The following is a 17,131-nucleotide window of genomic DNA, read 5'->3' as shown; positions in this document are numbered from 1 at the left end:
TGCTAATGAAGTTGGGAGGTCAACATGCAATGCAGAGTCGATGTCGCGGTGATGATCGGCAGCGGTGTACCCGCCGGTCTGCGCGCGATGGGGCAAAGTGTCTGCTGGGTGGTGCTGCTCAATGGCGAACGCCGGGGCACTGCGTTTGCAAGTCGTAACGAGGCGGAAGAGTGCAGGGCCGCATGGCTTGCGCAATTGAGCGCTGAAACCGGTGACAGCCTGCACTGATCAAGATTACTTGCCCCGGTGCAGGCGCACATTCAGCTCATCGACCATGATGGCTTCCTCGCCATCGGCCCGCAGCCACTCCTTGAGCATTTGCGCCTGTTGTGGGCTCCAGAAGTCGGCGTCGATCAGCTTGGTATCGGCATCCAGCGGATGGGCTTCGATGAAGTCGTCGATCGCCGTTTCCTCCGAAGGCAGCCCTAATTGATCGAACAGGGTGGTCAGGTTGTAGGCAGGCAGTTCCATGGTGTACTCCTTGAAGGATGGCGGGGTCGGTCACTCTCTTTATCTGAGGTGCTCGCTGGCCAGGAGTTCGATTCGCGATTCCAGTGAACGGGCAAGGGCGCAGGCGGCGTTGTGATTCTCGCGGAAACCTCTGACAAGCCCCGTCGACTTTTCCCTGATATGGAAAAAGCCGTTGCCCGCCGGGATTACCTGGAACAACGGTTCCCGTCCGCAAGGCTCCATTGCAGGAACAGTCTCGAAGGCTGAAGTGTTCAAGGCAAAGGCAGGTTCGTGAGTCACGGCAAAATGCGTCATAGTGCACATATGAAGTCCTTTTCATGGATTGACCCGCATTTACTGGCCACTGCGGGTAGTCGCGAACAGCATCGCTGCTCTAGAATCGCCAACACCTGTTGACGGCATGGCGTTATCTAAAGCAATTTTTTGCGTGCGATATGTCGGAAAAGTGCTTTTCTTGGTGAGTTTTTTCCCTAAAGTTCGTAGTCAGTTTTCTCTGGCCGGCCGTGAGGCGTTTTCCTTCAACATTTGGAGAATGTCTTTGCAGGTTTCGCGGGTGGCATTCCAGTAGTCTTGTGGACCTCGCGTTGGATGAGCACTTCGCTCGCTCAGGCGTATATTCGAGTCATTGTGCAACACCTTCGGCCTGGCCGACTTTTACTGCCGTGCGCGCTTTTCGCGTACGGCACTCTTTTCAAGTGTGGGGATGTTTCTTTGGCAGTCAGTAACCTCGATATGCATGCTTTGTTCGTGCTGGGTGATTTGCGGGCAAAGCTGGTCAAGCAGTTTCAATCGCGTTTTGTTTACATCACCGAGCAAAACGCCGAAGGCATTTACGTTGCCGAGATCGACACCGAAAGCGCATTGGTGGTCGATGACAAACCTGGCCTCAAGCTCAAGGTCGGTGATCATTTCAGCGCGTCGGTGCTGCCGAGCCGTGAAGGCGGCAAGATGGACATCCGCTTTCGCGAAATCAAAATGACGGTGTACGGTCTGGGCGACTATGCGTTCGTCACCACGGCCGACGGCCATGCCATCGTGTTCAAGGAAGGCCACAGCGCGGTTACCGTGTTCGCCGCCAATGAACAACTGCAGGAAGGCCTGACCAAGACCCTGAAAGCCGTCACCGCCAAGGCCGCCAAGTGGCGCAAGGGCGAACTGGTGACGTTCAAGGCCAGCGAGTGAGCCGCGCCGATTTCCATTTGCAGAACCTCGACAGCGCCCGTGAAGAAGCACGTCGATTGTTCACTGCGAAGGCCGAGTTGAAGGGCGCTTGGTTAGGTTGGGTCGCCTCGCAGATCTACGCCTTGCAGCCTGCGGAATACGCCAGCATGGTCAGACGCGAGCTGAAGAACCTGCAGGAAATTTCTGAAAAGTAGCCTTGTCCGTGTCATGCCCCTGAAAAAGCAGGAACCTCGTCTACAGTCAGTTGACTGAGTATTCAGAGGCTTGCGGTCTTCTGTCAGGCCATCCTGCTATTGCTGTGAACAGCACGAGGTGCAAAAGCATGAACGGATTTCGACGGTTGCTGGCCGCTGGCCTGACCTCCTTCGGCTTGATGACGGCGGTGCCTGCGGTGAGCGCGGCACAGGCGCCGATCCACTTTGCCGACCTGAACTGGGAAAGCGGCAGCCTGATCACCGACGTCCTGCGGATCATCGTCGAGAAGGGTTACGGCCTGCCGACCGATACCTTGCCGGGCACCACCATCACCCTTGAGACTGCGCTGGCCAACAATGACATTCAGGTCATCGGCGAAGAGTGGGCCGGGCGCAGTCCGGTATGGGTCAAGGCCGAGGCCGAAGGCAAGGTCGTCAGCCTGGGCGACACGGTCAAAGGCGCCACCGAAGGCTGGTGGGTGCCGGAGTACGTGATCAAGGGCGATCCGGCCAAAGGCATCAAGCCATTGGCGCCGGAGCTGCGCAGTGTCAGCGATCTGAAGAAGTACAAGGACGTGTTCAAGGACCCGGAATCCCCGAGCAAGGGACGGTTCCTCAACAGCCCGATCGGCTGGACATCGGAGGTGGTCAACAAGCAGAAGCTCACGGCTTATGGCTTGCAGGATGATTTCGTCAATTTCCGCAGCGGCTCCGGTGCGGCACTGGATGCGGAAATCAGCTCATCGATCCGTCGGGGCAAACCGGTGCTGTTCTATTACTGGTCGCCGACCCCACTGCTCGGTAAGTTCAAGCTGATCCAGCTGGAAGAGCCGCCTTTTGATGCCGAGGCCTGGAAGACCCTGACCGACGCCGATAACCCCAATCCGAAACCGACCCGTTCACTGGCCTCTAAGCTGTCGATCGGGGTGTCCACGCCGTTCCAGAAGCAGTATCCGCAGATTGCCGAGTTTTTCAGCAAGGTCGATTTTCCGATTGATGACCTGAACAAGGCGCTGGCCGAAATGAGCGAGAAACACACGGCGCCTCGGGATGCGGCGGTGGCGTTCATGAAGGCGCATCCGGATGTGTGGCAGGCGTGGTTGCCGAAGGATGTGGCAGATAAGGTTTCAGCTGATTTGAAATAGAGGCCGTAACGACGGGCCTTATCGCGGGCAAGCCCGCTCCCACAGGTTTTTCGGTGTGCTCTGAGCTTTGAAAACACATCGATTCCTGTGGGAGCGGGTTTGCCCGCGAAGCTTTTAGAAGCGGGTTTGCACAGCCAGCTCAAAGGTGCGCGGTGAGCCGAGGTAATACGCCGGCGATACATGGGCGAACTCGGCATACACCTCATTCGTCAGGTTGCGCACCCGCCCGGTCACGGTGGTGTGCGAATCCACCTGGTAGCTGAGGAAGCTGCCAAACAGCGTGTACGACGGCACGGTCATGGTGTTGGCCGTGTCGGCGAACACCGATGCCACATACCGAGCATCGACCCCGCCTTGCCATTGCGGCGAGAAATCGTAGGTCAGCCACAGATTGCCGACCCGGTCCGGCACGTTGGTCGGTGTGTTGCCTTTGCGGGAAACCACTACGCCGGCGGCGTTCTTTTCGTTGAACTCATCGTATTGCGCATCGACCCAGGCGAAGTTGCCTTCGGCCAGCAGCTTGTCGGTGATCCTGAGCGAGCTGGCAATCTCGATGCCCTTCGAAGTCTGTTGGCCGACCGGAATGCTGCTAGTCGGGTCCATCGGATCCGTCACCGCGAAGTCCTTGCGCTCGATGGTGTAGGCGGCCACTGTCGCCGAGCCGCGCCCGTTCAGGTAGTCGAACTTGCTGCCGATTTCCCATTGCTTGCCGGTCGAGACATCGAAGTCCTGGGTGCCATTGGGTTGCTCGGCGGCGTTGCTGTATTGCACGTACACATTGGCTGACGGAATGAACTGGTATGTCAGGCCGATGCGCCCGGTGACCGGTTCCCAGCTACGTTTGAGATGGCGCGGGTTACTCGCGGTCACCGTGCGATGGTTGGTCACGTCGAGGTCGATATCGTCGTACCGCAGGCCAGTAAGCAGCGAGAGCTTGTCAGTCAGTGCCAGGCGGTTTTCGGCAAACAGCGCTTTGGTGGTGATTTCGTTGGTCTTGTCGCTGACGAAACCCGGCATCGTTCCGGGAATGTCATAGAAATGCCCCGGTCGGTAGTTGTTCGGGTTCACCGTGCTGGCGCCTTTGACGTTCAGCGGCGAGTTGGTGGTCTGGTTGACCTTGTACTCGAATCCGCCGGACCAGGTGGTGTCGAGGCCGAACAGGCTGTTGTCGTGGCGCAGTTCGAACTGGTTGCCGTTCTGCTCGCCCTGGTGTCGCACCTGATACGCAGTGGAGCGGTTCACGGCGCTGTTGTCGGCGTTGTATTGATAGGTTTCCAGGTTGCGGTAATCGCGCTGGCTGTCGAGGTGATAGAGGGTGTTGCGCAGGGTGGTGCTGTCGTTGATCCGGTAGTCGATGATCGAGCGCACCCAGATGGTCCGCTGCTCGTAGCGGCCGTCCTCGACGTTGTAGTTGTTGAAGCGGTTGTGCTTGCCGATTTTCAACTCGCCGGCCTTGGGGTTGAGCACCGGCGTGCCCCAGTACGGGCTGTCCTCGTGTTCGTCCTGATATTCCAGGGCCAGGGTGTGCGACAGGTTCGGCGTCAGGTCGCTGAGCAGCGAGAACGCCACGCTCCAGGCATCGCGCTCTTGGCGGTCGATGTAGCCGTTGCTGGTGTTGTGGCTGACGTCGAGACGCGCGTAATGCTGCACCTCGGCGCCGGGTTCGGTCAGCGCGTGGTTGAGGCCGAATGCGGTTTCGGTAGTGTCGTAGGTGCCGTAGCTGACCCGACCTTCGATGGCTTGCTCGTCGCGCGTGGCCAGTTTGGTCACGTAGTTCAGCGAGCCACCGACCGAGCCTGCGCCGTTGATCAGCGACGAGGGGCCGCCGACCAATTCCACCCGATCATAAATCCATGAATCTACGGGGCGAGCCAGGCCGCCGGAAACGTTCACGCCATTGAACATCTGGGTGATCTGGCTGCTGGTAAAACCGCGATAGGAGACGAACCCGCCAAAGCCCGGCGGCGCACTGGCGTTCACCCCCGGCAAGGTGTTGGCCGCGTCCTGAAAGTTTTGTGAACCGTGACGCTCGATGTCATTGCGGTTGGCGATCGCCACCGAGGCCGGAGTGTCGCGTACGCTCAAACCAAGGCGCGAGGCCATGCCGCTGGACTGGTCGAGGCTCAGGCCCGGTTCGACGCCGGACTCGCCGTCAATGGTGATCGGCGCCAGATCCACGGTGGATTGCGCCCAGACGTTGACGGACAGGCAGCCGCAAAGGCTCGCCAGCAAGGTAAGTTGTTTCATCGATTGAATCCTGAATACTTGTCTAGGAGTCAGCGCACAGGCGAACGCCGCGCGTTGGCGCAGTAGGCTGACAAATCAAAAAGGCAAGGACACTCAGGCGAGGGGCGGGGCGCGAGGGTTGGCCGAAGGCCAGATAAAGCGGGCAGGGAGGTCGGCGCTGACGATGACCGGCAGCGGCGGGCTGTGTTGTTCCGGCAGGATCGCCAGGGTCAGGCTGGAGTTGAATGCCGGACCCATGCCACCGGTAGAGCACAGCGGGCAGCCGAAGGCCTTGGCCAGAGTCGGCAGTTTTTCTTCGGCGGGACTCGAGGCGAGCGGCGCTTGGGTGCTCGGGTCGACGGCGCAGAACTGGCCGCCGATACCGTTGAGCTGCATGCCGACCATTTGTCCGTGACCGATGCTGCAGGCGAACACGTTGAACAGGACGCAGCAATAGAGCATCCAGGCCAGCAGTGAGCGATCGGTACGGGTGAATTTCATGGGGCGGCACTTTACCGCACCGCCGACCGGTCGTGCACATGGAAAAATGCCGACTAGGATGTTTTGTTCAAATCCCTTTAAAGGATTCTCGACCATGACCTTTGTGTTGGCTCAATGGCTGGTGGCGATATTTGCGGTGATCAGCCTGATGCATGTGTATTGGGCGATGGGTGGGCAGTGGGCGGCCGTGGCGGTGGTGCCGCAGGTTCCGGTTGACAACGGCGGACTGACGCTCAGGCCGGCGTTCAAGCCGTCAGGCTGGATCACGCTGGTGGTGGCGGCAGCCCTGCTACTGATTGCCGCACTGGTGTGCATGCGAGTGGGGTGGTGGCTGCCCGCCGTGCATCACTGGGCGCTGCAATGGGTGATCAGCGCGATTGCGCTGCTGATGTTTGCGCGGGCAATCGGCGATTCGGAGCTGGTGGGGTTTTTCAAGGAAGTGAAGGGGTCGCGATTTGCCCGGCTCGACACTTGGGTTTACTCGCCGCTGTGTCTGATATTGGGAGCCGGGCTGTTGGCTGTCGCCTGGATCTAACTGCCGGTTTCAGTACGCCGGCTGCTGACCTCGGCCGGCACGTCATCCCCGGCCATGCGCTTGCGGAACAATGCCGCCCGCGCCAGCAGCAGGGTGGTCACTGGCACGGTGATCGAAAGCAGAATCGGGATCAGCCATGCGTGCAGCACCGGCCCGGATTTGAGCGCGGAAAAACAGATGATCGACGCCAGCGCCACGCACCACGCGCCCAACGTCGAGGCCAGCGCCGGCGGGTGCATGCGCTGGAAGTAATCTTTCATCCGCAGCAGGCCGGTCGCGCCGATCAGGGCGAACACGCCGCTGAGGACCAGCAGGATCGCCACCGGGATTTCCACCCAGAGAGACAGTTCAGCGTTCATTCGATCACCTCGCCACGCAGGAGGAACTTCGCCAAAGCAAACGAGCCGACGAAGCCGAACAGCGCGATCAGCAGCGCCGCTTCGAAGTAGGTGTCACTGGCATAACGAATCCCCAGGGTCAGCATCATCAGCATGGCGACGATGTACAGGTAATCCAGTGCCAGTACCCGGTCTTGCGCCGACGGGCCTTTGAACAGGCGTACCAGCGTGAGGACCATGGCCAGTGAAAACAGGAACAGCGTCAGCAGAATCGCGTTCGACAGCAGCGGGCTCATTCGAAAATCTCCATCAACGGCCGCTCGTAAGTGACCTTGAAGTGCTGGATGAATTGCGCCTCGTCATCCAGATTCCAGACGTGCAGCAACAGAACGCTGCGATCCAGCGCCAGCTCCGACCACACCGTGCCGGGCACGACCGTACAGATCATCGACAGCGCCGCCAGACCGTTGGCATCGCGAAGGTCCAGCGGCACCTTGATGAAGCGTGAACGAAGCGGCCGACGACCGGCGTTGAGAACGCCCCAAGCCACTTGCAGGTTCGAGACGATCACATCGCGCCCGACCAGCAGAAACAATCGCAGGATCGTGCCCGGGCGGCGGATGTGAATCCGTTGCGGGCGCAGCTTGCGCATCATCAGTGGAGCGCTGAAACCGAGTACGGCACCCAGCAGCAGATTGCCCGGGCTGACCGACAGGTTCAGCACCAGCCAGAGCAACCACAGCGCAAGCGACAGCCAAGGAGCAGGAAACAGACGTTTCATGGTTGCACCTCCAGCAGCGCAGCCTTGGCTTCCGGGCTGGGTATGGCGCGGGTGCCGAGCACCGCCATCACGTATTGCTGCGGATTGTTCAGGGCATCTGCGGCTGCCTGGGTGTAACGCAGCAGCGGTTCAGCCTTGAAGGTCAGCGCGATGCTCAGGCCGAGCAGCAGGAAAATCGGCGTGCATTCCAGTTTGCGCAGCAGCGGCGACGGTCGCTCTTCAGGCGACCAGAAGCGCTGGATGCCCAGGCGCGAGAACGCCATCAGCGAGCCGAGTCCGGTGAGGATCAGCAGGGCCAGCAACGCCCATGCGGCATTCGAGATCGATTCGCCGGCGCCGAGGCCCAGCGGGTTGAGCAGGGCGCCGATCAGGCTCAGCTTGCCGATGAAACCGGACAGCGGCGGCATGCCAATGATCAGCAGCGCGCAGGCAATGAAGCTCAGGCCGAGGAAGGCCATGGTCCACGGGATCACCTGACCGACCACGGCTTTCTGATCGTCGTCGAGGTTGATGCCCTTCACCGGACGCTGCCACTCCTGCGGACGCGGCAGCAGTTCGTTTTCGTCTTCCAGCGGCACTTCGATGGCGGTGCGCGAACGTTCGATCAACTCGGCCAGCAGGAACAGCGCGCTCAGCGCCAGGGTCGAGCTGACCAGATAGAACAGCGCGGCGCCAATCAGGTTCGGCTGGGCAAAACCCACGGCCGACAGCAGGATCCCCGCCGACACCAGAATGCTTAGGCTAGCCATGCGTTCCAGGCGTTGCGCGGCAATGATTGCCACGCCCGCACCGGCCATGGTCGCCATGCCGCCGTAGATCAGCCAGTCACCGCCGAAGTAAGCCGAAGCGCCCGCTTGGCCCGAGAACAGCAGCGTCCACAGACGTAGCAAGGTGTAGACGCCGACCTTGGTCATGATCGCGAACATCGCCGCCACCGGCGCGCTGGCCGACGAGTAGGCCGGCACCAGCCAGAAATTCAGCGGCCACATGCCGGCCTTGGCCAGGAACGCCACGGCCAGAATCCCCGCGCCGGCGTGCAGCAGGCCACGGTCGGCCTCCGGCACCAGCGGGATCTTCAGGGCCAGATCCGCCATGTTCAGCGTGCCGGTCACACCGTAGATCAGCGCCGCGCCGATCAGGAACAGCGACGACGCCAGCAGGTTGATCGAGATGTAATGCAGCCCCGACGACACCCGCGCCCGGCCCGAACCATGAAGCAACAGGCCGTAGGACGCCGCGAGCAGCACTTCGAAGAATACGAACAGGTTGAACAGGTCCGCCGTCAGGAATGCGCCGTAAAGGCCCATCAACTGAATCTGGAACAAGGCGTGAAAGCTCGACCCGGCGCCGTCCCAGCGGGCCATGGCGAACAGCAGGGCGCTGACGCCGATGATCCCGGTCAGCACCAGCATCAATGCCGACAGACGATCGACCACCAGCACGATGCCGAACGGCACCTGCCAGTTGCCCGGCAGATAAACCCCAATCGAGCCGGGCACGCCGGTGGTCTGGGTCCATTGCAGCAACATCACTGAAATGCCGAGGCCGAGGAGGCTGGAGAACAGGTTGATTTTCGCCTTCAGTGGTCGGTGCTTCTCGCCGAGCATCAGCATGATGGCGGCGGTCAGCAGCGGCAGCAGGATCGGTGCGGCGATCAGGTGAGTCATCGCCGTCATTCCTTGGGCTCCCTTCCGTCAACGTGGTCGGTGCCGGTCAGGCCCCGTGAGGCCAGCAGCACCACCAGAAACAAAGCGGTCATGGCGAAGCTGATGACGATGGCCGTCAGCACCAGCGCCTGGGGCAGCGGGTCGGTGTAATTGAGCAGATCCTGCGGCACGCCGTCCTTGATGATCGGCTCCTTGCCGATGAACAGGCTGCCCATGCTGAAGATGAACAGGTTGACGCCGTAGGACAGCAGGCACAGGCCCATCACCACCTGGAACGTCCGTGGCCGCAGAATCAGCCAGACCCCGGAGGCGGCGAGCACGCCGATGGCGATTGCGATGACTTCTTCCATCAGACGGCTCCTTTGGCGGCAGCGGTTTTGTGGCCCCGGACCGATTGGTGGGCGAGGGCGGTGAGGATCAGCAAGGTCGAGCCGACCACCACGGCGTAGACGCCGATATCGAAGAACAGCGCGCTGGCGATATGGATGTCACCGAGCAGCGGCAAGCTGAAATGCCAGGTGTGGGTGGTGAGGAATGGATACCCGACCGCCATCGCCCCGAGCCCGGTGACGGTGGCGAACAGCAGGCCGGTGCCCATCCAGCGCAGTGGGCGCAGGCTCATTTGCGCCTCGACCCACTGGGTGCCGGCGACCATGTATTGCAGGATGAACGCCACCGACATCACCAGACCGGCGACGAAACCGCCGCCCGGCTGGTTGTGCCCGCGCATGAACAGGTAGAACGACACCACCAGCGCAATCGGCAGCAACAGACGCACCAGCACCGCCGGCACCATCATGAAACCGAGCGCGGTGTCGCTGGCCGAGCGCGGGTTGACCAGATCGGTGACCACGTCGGGGGCGAGCAGGCGCTGCTGGGCCGGCAGTTGCAGGCTTTCTTTCGGCGGGCGGAAGCGACGCAGCAGGGCGAACACGGTCAGTGCCACGGCGGCCAGCACCGTGATTTCGCCAAGGGTGTCGAAACCACGGAAATCCACCAGCATCACGTTGACCACGTTGCTGCCGCCGCCCTCGGGCAGGGCGCGGCTCAGGTAAAACGAGGAAATGTCGTTCGGCGTCTGCCGGGTCAGCATCGCGTAGGACAGCAGCGCCATGCCGCCACCAACGGCAATCGACAGCAGCAAGTCGCGCAGACGCCGTACCCGCGCCTTGCGCAGGCTGCTTGGCAGCGGCGAAACCTCTTCGATCCGCCGTGGCAGCCAGCGCAGGCCGAGCAGGATCAGCACCGTGGTCACCACTTCGACCACCAGTTGCGTCAGGGCCAGATCCGGCGCCGAGAACCAGACGAAAGTCACGCACGTCATTAGCCCGCAGACGCTGACCATGGTCAGGGCCGCGAGACGGTGATACTTGGCCTGCCACGCGGCGCCGAGGGCGCAGGCGATCGCCAGCAGCCACAGGGTCACGAACACGATCGAACCAGGGATCTTCGGCCGGTCGCCCCAGCTCAGGCTGCTGTGCAGCATCGGGATCAGGCCGGCCAGCACTGCCGCCAACACCATCAGGAACAGCTGGGTTTGCAGACGCTTGGTGCCGATGCGCCGCTCCAGCCGCCGGGCCAGACGCATCATCGCCACCAGACTGCGCTCGAACATTCGCTTGCCGTTGAGGCGGCCCGCCAGCGGCGGATACTTGAAGCGGCCGCGCTTGAGCTGGTTGCGCAGTAGCAGATAGACCACGATGCCGCCGGACATGGCAATCAGGCTCATGATCATCGGTGCATTGAGGCCGTGCCAGATCGCCAGGCTGTATTCCGGCAGCACGCCACCCACCACCGGCAAGGCGGCAGCGGCCAGCAACGGGCCTACAATTTGGGCCGGGAAAATCCCCACCAGCAAACAGGTGAAGACCAGCAACTCAACTGGCGCGCGCATCCAGCGTGGCGGTTCGTGCGGGGTGTGCGGCAGGTCGGTGGCGGTCGGGCCGAAGAACACATCAACAGTGAAGCGCAGTGAATAGGCCACGCTGAACGTGCCGGCAATCGTCGCGACGATAGGCAACGCGGCTTCGACCCACGCCGTGGCGTTGATGAACACGGTTTCGGCGAAGAACATTTCTTTCGACAGGAAACCGTTGAGCAGTGGCACGCCGGCCATGGATGCACTGGCCACCATCGCCAGGGTGGCGGTGAACGGAATCAGTTTGAACAGGCCGTTGAGTTTGCGGATGTCGCGGGTGCCGCTTTCGTGGTCGATGATCCCCGCGGCCATGAACAGCGAAGCCTTGAAGGTCGCGTGGTTGAGAATGTGGAACACCGCCGCCACGGCGGCCAGCGGGCTGTTCAGGCCGAGCAGCAGCGTGATCAGGCCGAGATGGCTGATGGTCGAGTAGGCCAGCAGTCCTTTGAGATCGTTCTGGAACATCGCGCAGTACGCGCCGAGCAATAGCGTGGCGGCACCGGCGCCGCTGACGATGTAGAACCATTCTTCGCTGCCGGACAGCGACGGCCACAGCCGGGCCAGCAGGAAAACCCCTGCCTTGACCATGGTCGCCGAATGGAGGTACGCCGAAACCGGTGTGGGCGCCGCCATCGCGTGCGGCAGCCAGAAGTGGAAGGGGAACTGGGCGCTTTTGCTGAGGGCGCCGATAAGAATGAGGGGAAGCAGGATAGGGTAGAGTGCATGTGCGCGAATCAGATCGCCGGCGGCCAGGACCTTGTCCAGGTCATAGCTGCCGACCACATGGCCGAGAATCATGACCCCCGCCAGCAGACACAACCCCCCCGCACCGGTGACCATCAACGCCATGTACGCACCACGGCGCGCGTCGTGGCGGTGGTGCCAGTAGCCGATCAACAGGAACGAGAAAAGGCTGGTCAGCTCCCAGAAGAACACGATTTGAATCAGGTTGCCGGAGATCACCAGCCCGAGCATGGCGCCCATGAACGCCAGAAAGAACGCAAAGAAACGCGGCACCGGATCGTCCGGCGACATGTAATAACGGGCATATAAGGAAACGAGGGTGCCGATGCCCAGCACCAGCATCGAGAACAGCCAGGCGAAGCCGTCCATGCGCAGGACGAAGTTCAGACCCAGGCTGGGCAGCCACGTGAATTCTTCGCGGATCACGCCGCCGTGGGCGATCTGCGGGTACAGCATCGCGACCGAGACAGTCCCGACCAGTGCGACCAGACCTGCCAGCAGGGATTCGGCGTTACGTGCGTTGTGCGGCAGCACGGCTGCCAGACAGCTGCCCAGAAAAGGCAGAAGCAGTAGAACTATCAGGGACATAGGCTTCTAATCTGCGGAAGTTTGTGAAGCATCATACGTGCCAGCCCCCGGATCGCCAAACGCGAGGATGTCTCTGAATCCTACAAAGTAGCCGTAAAACCCGCGTTTAGCCTTCGGTCTCGTGCTCCAATTCTTCCGTGACCGTTTGTGTCTCTTTGCCTTTGGTCTTCAATTCACTGACGATCACTGCCGCCACGATCAGCCCCGCACCCACCAATGCAATCGCTGGCAAACGCTCCCCCGCGATGCGCCCGACGATTCCGGCCCACACCGGCTCACCGGCGTAGATCAAGGTCGCTCGGGTCGGCGAAACACTTTTCTGCGCCCAGTTCATCGCCACCTGAATCGCCGCACTCATCGCGCCCAGGCCCAGAGCCGTACTCAGCAACAGCCACGAGAAGTCCGGAATCGCCTCGCCGGTCGGTACCACCATCAAAAACGACAGCACCGAAGTCGTCGCCAATTGCACAACGGTTACGCGACGCACATCGACCTGCCCGGCATAGTTGCTGATCAGGATGATTTCGGCTGCTATCGCGATGGCGCTGATCAGCGTGGCGATTTCACCGGGGCTGAAATTCAGCGAAGCACCGGACGGCCCGGAAAGCAGCATCAGCCCGGTAAACGCCAGCATGATGCCAATGCTCGGCATCAAACCCGGGCGCCGGCCGAGAACCAGCCATTGCAGCAGAGGCACGAACGGCACGTACAGCGCGGTGATGAACGCCGACTGGCTGCTTGGAATGCTCTGCAAACCGACAGTCTGCAAACCGTAACCGAGCAGGATCGCAACGCCGATAAAGGCACCGGCCTTGAGTTCGAACAGGGTCAGCTCACGCAGGTGCTTCCAGGAGAACAGCGCAACGATGCCCGCGGCGGCAGCAAAGCGCAGGCCGACGAAAAACATCGGACCGCTGACGGTCATCGCGTGCTGCACCAGCAGGAAGGTGCCGCCCCAAAGCATGGTGATCAGCACCAGCACGCACTCGGCTTTGCTGAACCGGGAAAACCGCAGGGGAGTTTGAGGGGAGTTGGCTGACGTCATGACCTTGCGCACTTTTAAGGAGGGGACGCACAATGCGCCAAATGTTGCGCAGTATACTGCCCAACCCCAGCCAGTGAGCAATATAGTGCACAAAGATTCCGTTCAGCGGGCTTCGGTCCTGCAACACGTCAGCCAGAACGTCCGACGCCTGCGCCACGCCGCCGACATGAGCCAGACGGCCCTCGCGGAAAAGTCCGGGGTCAGCCGGCGGATGCTGGTGGCCATCGAGGCCGGCGAGAAGAATGTCAGCCTGACCACCCTCGACCGCGTCGCCGAAGCCCTCGAGGTGGCCTTCAGCGATCTGATCCAGGCGCCGGATAACCGCGATCCCGGCCGTATCAACGAACTGGCCTGGGCCGGCAGCATCCCCGGCAGCAAAGCCGTTTTGCTATCCAAGGCCAACGCCACCCGAGCGGTGGAACAGTGGGAGTGGTGCCTGCAACCGGGTGAGGTCTATCCCTCGCAACCGGACGCCGAAGGCTGGAGCGAACAGATTTTCGTGTTCGAAGGCTGCCTGACGCTGATGCTCGGCGATCAACCTCAGCGCATCGCCGCTGGGGAGTTTTTCATGTTCGCCAGCAACCAGCCGCACACCTATCGCAATGACGGGGAAGTCGCGGCGCGGTTCGTGCGCAATGTGGTGATCTGACTGTTGCAGGGCCGACAGCGGATAAACAGATTGCTCCATCCTGCGTGCAGACTGCTTTGGGTTGTTATCTCAATCTATTGATAAATAAAGGAAATTTATTCAGGTATGACTCCTGCTAAGGGTTCTGGATCACCATCCGGAAACCACGGAGTCGCCTCACATGATCGCTTCAAATCAAACCGCTAAACGCCTCCTGAACATCGGGAGTACCGTCTGATGCCCCGCGAAATCCGTCTCAACGCCTTCGACATGAACTGCGTCGGTCATCAGTCGCCGGGCCTGTGGGCTCACCCTCGGGATCGCTCCTGGCAGTACAAGGATCTGGAGTACTGGACCGATCTGGCGAAAATCCTCGAGCGCGGCAAGTTCGACGGTTTGTTTATCGCCGATGTGCTGGGCATCTACGACGTGTACAACGGCAATGGCGAAGCGGCGATCCGGCAGGCGGCGCAGGTGCCGGTCAACGATCCGTTGCAGTTGATCCCACCGATGGCGCTGGTCACCGAGCACCTGGGCTTCGGTCTGACCGCTTCGCTGTCCTTCGAGCATCCGTATCCATTCGCACGACGCCTGTCGACCCTCGATCACCTGACCAAAGGCCGTGCCGGCTGGAACATCGTCACCTCTTATCTGGAGAGCGGCGCGAAGAACATCGGCCAGCAAGCCCAGACCGAACATGACGCACGCTACGACTTCGCCGAAGAATACCTCGAGGTCTGCTACAAACTCTGGGAAGGAAGTTGGGAAGAGGGCGCGATTCTGCGCGATCGCGAACGGCGGATCTTCAGTGACCCGAGCAAGATTCACGAGATCCGCCACCACGGGAAACACTTTCAGGTGCCGGGCATTCACCTTTGCGAACCGTCGCCGCAGCGCACGCCGGTTCTCTATCAGGCGGGTGCTTCCAGCCGGGGCAAGCAGTTTGCCGCCGAGCATGCCGAATGCGTTTTTGTCGCTGCCCCGTCGAAAGTGCTGCTGAAGAAAACTGTGGCCGACATCCGCCGCCGAGCCGCCGAGGCCGGGCGCGATCCGTCGAAGATCCTGATCTTCAACCTGCAAACCGTGATCCTCGGCGAAACCGACGCCAAGGCCAAAGCCAAATTCGAAGAATACAAATCCTGGGTCAGCTACGAAGGCGCGATGGCGCTGATTTCCGGCTGGACCGGCATCGACTTCAGCCGCTTCAAACCGGACGAACCGCTCAGGCATGTGCACACCAACGCGATTCAATCGGCGGTCGAGGCGTTTTCCACGGCGGATCCGAACAAGGTCTGGACCCCCAACGAACTGGCCGACTGGGTCGGCATCGGCGGGTTCGGCCCGTTGTTCGTCGGCAGCCCGGAAGCGGTGGCGGACCTGTTGCAGGAATGGGTCGACGAAACCGACGTCGACGGCTTCAACCTGGCCTACGCGCTGACCCACGAAACCTTCATCGACGCCGTGGAATTGCTGGTGCCGGAGTTGCAGAAGCGCGGTGTCTACAAGACCGAGTACGCGCCGGGGACCTTGCGCGAGAAGCTGTTTGGCGAAGGGCCGAGACTGCCGGAGGTTCATCCGGGCAGCGGCTATCGAAACCTCGGCGAGCTGCATCGGCAGGAGAAAAAAGTCGCGTCCGTCTAGACGCCTTCGCAGCGTCTGAATGACACTGCCTTGAGCAAACCCTCTGCAGCGAGAACGGCATGACTCAAACCGATACGACCGCACTGCGTCACGCCGACATCCTGATTGTCGGCGGCGGCCTCAGCGGCACGATGCTGGCGGTGCAATTGCTGCGTTTGCCGGGGCGCAGAAAGATTCTGGTGATCGAGCCCCGGGCCGAGCTGGGCCGGGGCGAAGCGTACAGTGCGGTGGAACTGGGCCACACGCTTAACGGCAACGCGGCGCGGATGAGCGTCGATCCGGACAATGCCGATGACCTGACCCAGTGGCTGACCGCTCACATCGCCGGTGGCGGCTGGCCGGAGTCGGATCAGCAACATGTGCCGGTCAGCGAACTGTTTCCACCTCGGGGGCTGTTTGGCGTGTATGTGCAACAGCGTCTCGCCGAAGCGCAGCAGGTTGGCGCGCAACACGGTTCTACGGTCGAGCATGTGCGCGCCGAAGTGGTCGATGTTCAGGCCTCCAGTGATTCCGTGCAGCTCACCTTGAGTAACGGTCAGCAATTGCTCGGGGCTTTTGCCGTGTTGGCGACCGGGATGTTCCCGGCTGCCCGCACCCCGCAAAAAGAATCCAGCGGCCTCAACGCGGCGGCGCTCGATCCGTGGGATGTCGCGGCCATGCGCCAGCTCGATCCACAATCCACGGTGCTGATCATCGGCTCCGGCTTGACCATGGTCGATGCCGTGGTGTCGCTGGAGCAGGCCGGGCATCGCGGGCCGATCGAGGTGTTTTCCCGGCACGGGCTGTTGCCCCATGTGCGTCGGCAGCCGCCTGCGTGGGTGGACTTCCTCGCCGAGGATCACAGCATCCGCACGCCGCGCCAGTTACTGCGCGAATTGCGCCGGCATTGCCGCGACGCCATCGCCCAAGGCATCGACTGGCAGGCGCCGCTCGACACTGTGCGGGCGCACATCGGTCGCTTGTGGAGCCAGGCCAGCGATGCGCAGCGCCGGCAGTTCGTGCGGCATGTGCGGCCGTGGTGGGAAAGTCATCACCATCGTTCGCCGCCGCTGAGTGCGGAACTGGTCGAGCGTCTGCACCGGGAAGGGCGATTGCGCATTCATGCGGCGTCTTACAAGGGTCTTGAGCCTGCATCGGGCGACGGCGTGAGTATCCTCATTCGCCCTCGCGGTGAGGCCGAAACCCGCGTAGTGCAGGGCGCGGCGTTGATCAATTCCAGCGGCATCGAATACGACTGGCGCCGGGTTGCGCGACCTTTGCCGCAGCAGTTGCTGGCGCGCGGTCTGGTTCGTCCAGGGCCGCTGGCACTGGGGATCGCGGCAGAGGTGGACGGTGCGGTGCTGGATGTCGAGGGCCGGGTCTCGAACCGCCTGTTTGCCATGGGCCCGCCGTTGCGTGGCATGTGGTGGGAAAGCACCGCCGTCACCGATGTGGCGTTGCAGGCCAAGGCACTGGCCGCGCGACTGGTTCGCTGATGCCCAAATGCAAGAAACCCCGCTTCGGCGGGGTTTCCTGTTTCTGGCAGCT

At 61.6% G+C, this 17,131-nt stretch carries 19 protein-coding genes; 8 read left to right on the top strand and 11 right to left on the bottom strand.

The genetic code is table 11. From position 1 onward, the window contains the following. Positions 1-24 precede the first annotated feature (24 nt). The gene (locus EIY71_RS14930; RefSeq protein WP_039767042.1) at positions 25-228 is read left to right on the top strand and encodes a hypothetical protein; all 204 of its coding nucleotides are present in this window, start codon (positions 25-27) and stop codon (positions 226-228) included. A 6-nt stretch (positions 229-234) separates the two neighbouring features. Here EIY71_RS14930 and EIY71_RS14925 read toward each other — a convergent pair whose 3' ends face one another. Both EIY71_RS14925 and EIY71_RS28740 read right to left on the bottom strand, forming a co-directional pair. Continuing rightward, positions 235-471 carry a DUF2789 family protein gene (locus EIY71_RS14925; RefSeq protein WP_039767041.1) on the bottom strand — a complete coding sequence of 79 codons (237 nt, stop codon included), beginning with the start codon at positions 469-471 and terminating at the stop codon, positions 235-237. A gap of 39 nt (positions 472-510) precedes the next feature. After that, positions 511-774 (bottom strand): hypothetical protein, encoded by a 264-nt coding sequence (locus EIY71_RS28740; protein WP_102687069.1) that lies wholly within the window; start codon positions 772-774, stop codon positions 511-513. Between the two features lie 408 nt (positions 775-1,182). Here EIY71_RS28740 and EIY71_RS14915 point away from each other — a divergent pair, with 408 nt between their 5' ends. The 3 genes from EIY71_RS14915 to EIY71_RS14905 all read left to right on the top strand — a co-directional run bounded on the left by EIY71_RS14915 (position 1,183) and on the right by EIY71_RS14905 (position 2,992). After that, positions 1,183-1,653 (top strand): hypothetical protein, encoded by a 471-nt coding sequence (locus tag EIY71_RS14915; protein WP_007950541.1) that lies wholly within the window; start codon positions 1,183-1,185, stop codon positions 1,651-1,653. Further along, positions 1,650-1,847 (top strand): hypothetical protein, encoded by a 198-nt coding sequence (locus EIY71_RS14910; RefSeq protein ID WP_102687070.1) that lies wholly within the window; start codon positions 1,650-1,652, stop codon positions 1,845-1,847. Before EIY71_RS14915 ends, EIY71_RS14910 begins: the two co-directional genes overlap by 4 nt. A 128-nt stretch (positions 1,848-1,975) precedes the next feature. Then, the gene (locus EIY71_RS14905; protein WP_102687071.1) at positions 1,976-2,992 is read left to right on the top strand and encodes an ABC transporter substrate-binding protein; all 1,017 of its coding nucleotides are present in this window, start codon (positions 1,976-1,978) and stop codon (positions 2,990-2,992) included. Positions 2,993-3,106: 114 nt separating this feature from the next. Here EIY71_RS14905 and EIY71_RS14900 read toward each other — a convergent pair whose 3' ends face one another. Beyond that, positions 3,107-5,239 carry a TonB-dependent siderophore receptor gene (locus tag EIY71_RS14900; protein ID WP_085746171.1) on the bottom strand — a complete coding sequence of 711 codons (2,133 nt, stop codon included), beginning with the start codon at positions 5,237-5,239 and terminating at the stop codon, positions 3,107-3,109. Between the two features lie 93 nt (positions 5,240-5,332). After that, entirely contained in the window at positions 5,333-5,719 is a 387-nt protein-coding gene (locus tag EIY71_RS14895; protein ID WP_085746172.1) for a DUF2946 domain-containing protein, read from the bottom strand. Between the two features lie 94 nt (positions 5,720-5,813). Here EIY71_RS14895 and EIY71_RS14890 point away from each other — a divergent pair, with 94 nt between their 5' ends. After that, positions 5,814-6,254, top strand: a complete 441-nt coding sequence (locus tag EIY71_RS14890; RefSeq protein ID WP_085746173.1) for a DUF3995 domain-containing protein — start codon at positions 5,814-5,816, stop codon at positions 6,252-6,254. Here the strand turns inward: EIY71_RS14890 and EIY71_RS14885 are convergent. The 7 genes from EIY71_RS14885 to EIY71_RS14855 form a co-directional block, all read right to left on the bottom strand. After that, positions 6,251-6,613 (bottom strand): Na+/H+ antiporter subunit G, encoded by a 363-nt coding sequence (locus EIY71_RS14885; protein ID WP_007950534.1) that lies wholly within the window; start codon positions 6,611-6,613, stop codon positions 6,251-6,253. The genes EIY71_RS14890 and EIY71_RS14885 overlap by 4 nt on opposite strands. Further along, entirely contained in the window at positions 6,610-6,888 is a 279-nt protein-coding gene (locus EIY71_RS14880) for a K+/H+ antiporter subunit F (protein ID WP_011334688.1), read from the bottom strand. The genes EIY71_RS14885 and EIY71_RS14880 overlap by 4 nt, the downstream gene beginning before the upstream one ends. Beyond that, positions 6,885-7,373, bottom strand: coding sequence for a Na+/H+ antiporter subunit E (locus EIY71_RS14875; protein WP_085746174.1), 489 nt, complete (start codon positions 7,371-7,373; stop codon positions 6,885-6,887). The genes EIY71_RS14880 and EIY71_RS14875 overlap by 4 nt, the downstream gene beginning before the upstream one ends. Further along, positions 7,370-9,049: a monovalent cation/H+ antiporter subunit D gene (locus EIY71_RS14870; RefSeq protein WP_085746175.1), complete on the bottom strand. Its 1,680-nt coding sequence runs from the start codon at positions 9,047-9,049 to the stop codon at positions 7,370-7,372. Before EIY71_RS14870 ends, EIY71_RS14875 begins: the two co-directional genes overlap by 4 nt. Next, positions 9,046-9,390, bottom strand: a complete 345-nt coding sequence (locus EIY71_RS14865) for a Na+/H+ antiporter subunit C (RefSeq protein WP_003192163.1) — start codon at positions 9,388-9,390, stop codon at positions 9,046-9,048. The genes EIY71_RS14870 and EIY71_RS14865 overlap by 4 nt, the downstream gene beginning before the upstream one ends. After that, a complete protein-coding gene (locus EIY71_RS14860; RefSeq protein ID WP_134022138.1) occupies positions 9,390-12,290 on the bottom strand; it encodes a monovalent cation/H+ antiporter subunit A in 2,901 nt (966 codons plus the stop codon). Before EIY71_RS14860 ends, EIY71_RS14865 begins: the two co-directional genes overlap by 1 nt. A 106-nt stretch (positions 12,291-12,396) precedes the next feature. After that, positions 12,397-13,335: a DMT family transporter gene (locus tag EIY71_RS14855; protein WP_085602922.1), complete on the bottom strand. Its 939-nt coding sequence runs from the start codon at positions 13,333-13,335 to the stop codon at positions 12,397-12,399. An 85-nt stretch (positions 13,336-13,420) separates the two neighbouring features. On the opposite strand from EIY71_RS14855, the gene EIY71_RS14850 reads away from it, so the two are divergent. The 3 genes from EIY71_RS14850 to EIY71_RS14840 all read left to right on the top strand — a co-directional run bounded on the left by EIY71_RS14850 (position 13,421) and on the right by EIY71_RS14840 (position 17,079). Further along, positions 13,421-13,984, top strand: a complete 564-nt coding sequence (locus tag EIY71_RS14850) for a helix-turn-helix domain-containing protein (RefSeq protein ID WP_007950529.1) — start codon at positions 13,421-13,423, stop codon at positions 13,982-13,984. Positions 13,985-14,200: 216 nt separating this feature from the next. Beyond that, the gene (locus tag EIY71_RS14845) at positions 14,201-15,604 is read left to right on the top strand and encodes an LLM class flavin-dependent oxidoreductase (protein WP_134022136.1); all 1,404 of its coding nucleotides are present in this window, start codon (positions 14,201-14,203) and stop codon (positions 15,602-15,604) included. A gap of 59 nt (positions 15,605-15,663) precedes the next feature. Next, positions 15,664-17,079, top strand: coding sequence for an FAD/NAD(P)-binding protein (locus EIY71_RS14840; RefSeq protein ID WP_134022134.1), 1,416 nt, complete (start codon positions 15,664-15,666; stop codon positions 17,077-17,079). The last annotated feature ends 52 nt before the right edge of the window (positions 17,080-17,131 follow it).

Origin of the sequence: Pseudomonas sp. CH235, from assembly GCF_004368175.1 — a bacterium.
GTDB lineage: Bacteria > Pseudomonadota > Gammaproteobacteria > Pseudomonadales > Pseudomonadaceae > Aquipseudomonas > Aquipseudomonas paraglycinae.
Note: the sequence above shows the minus strand (reverse complement) of the source record. Positions and strands in the feature narration are given on the sequence as shown.

Excerpts from the sequence above, each read along its gene's own strand:
- EIY71_RS14930 (WP_039767042.1), top strand. The coding sequence starts at position 25 with ATGCAATGCAGAGTCGATGTCGCGGTGATGATCGGCAGCGGTGTACCC.
- EIY71_RS14925 (WP_039767041.1), bottom strand. The coding sequence starts at position 471 with ATGGAACTGCCTGCCTACAACCTGACCACCCTGTTCGATCAATTAGGG.
- EIY71_RS28740 (WP_102687069.1), bottom strand. The coding sequence starts at position 774 with ATGTGCACTATGACGCATTTTGCCGTGACTCACGAACCTGCCTTTGCC.
- EIY71_RS14905 (WP_102687071.1), top strand. The coding sequence starts at position 1,976 with ATGAACGGATTTCGACGGTTGCTGGCCGCTGGCCTGACCTCCTTCGGC.
- EIY71_RS14900 (WP_085746171.1), bottom strand. The coding sequence starts at position 5,239 with ATGAAACAACTTACCTTGCTGGCGAGCCTTTGCGGCTGCCTGTCCGTC.
- EIY71_RS14895 (WP_085746172.1), bottom strand. The coding sequence starts at position 5,719 with ATGAAATTCACCCGTACCGATCGCTCACTGCTGGCCTGGATGCTCTAT.
- EIY71_RS14890 (WP_085746173.1), top strand. The coding sequence starts at position 5,814 with ATGACCTTTGTGTTGGCTCAATGGCTGGTGGCGATATTTGCGGTGATC.
- EIY71_RS14885 (WP_007950534.1), bottom strand. The coding sequence starts at position 6,613 with ATGAACGCTGAACTGTCTCTCTGGGTGGAAATCCCGGTGGCGATCCTG.
- EIY71_RS14880 (WP_011334688.1), bottom strand. The coding sequence starts at position 6,888 with ATGAGCCCGCTGCTGTCGAACGCGATTCTGCTGACGCTGTTCCTGTTT.
- EIY71_RS14875 (WP_085746174.1), bottom strand. The coding sequence starts at position 7,373 with ATGAAACGTCTGTTTCCTGCTCCTTGGCTGTCGCTTGCGCTGTGGTTG.
- EIY71_RS14870 (WP_085746175.1), bottom strand. The coding sequence starts at position 9,049 with ATGACGGCGATGACTCACCTGATCGCCGCACCGATCCTGCTGCCGCTG.
- EIY71_RS14865 (WP_003192163.1), bottom strand. The coding sequence starts at position 9,390 with ATGGAAGAAGTCATCGCAATCGCCATCGGCGTGCTCGCCGCCTCCGGG.
- EIY71_RS14860 (WP_134022138.1), bottom strand. The coding sequence starts at position 12,290 with ATGTCCCTGATAGTTCTACTGCTTCTGCCTTTTCTGGGCAGCTGTCTG.
- EIY71_RS14855 (WP_085602922.1), bottom strand. The coding sequence starts at position 13,335 with ATGACGTCAGCCAACTCCCCTCAAACTCCCCTGCGGTTTTCCCGGTTC.
- EIY71_RS14845 (WP_134022136.1), top strand. The coding sequence starts at position 14,201 with ATGCCCCGCGAAATCCGTCTCAACGCCTTCGACATGAACTGCGTCGGT.
- EIY71_RS14840 (WP_134022134.1), top strand. The coding sequence starts at position 15,664 with ATGACTCAAACCGATACGACCGCACTGCGTCACGCCGACATCCTGATT.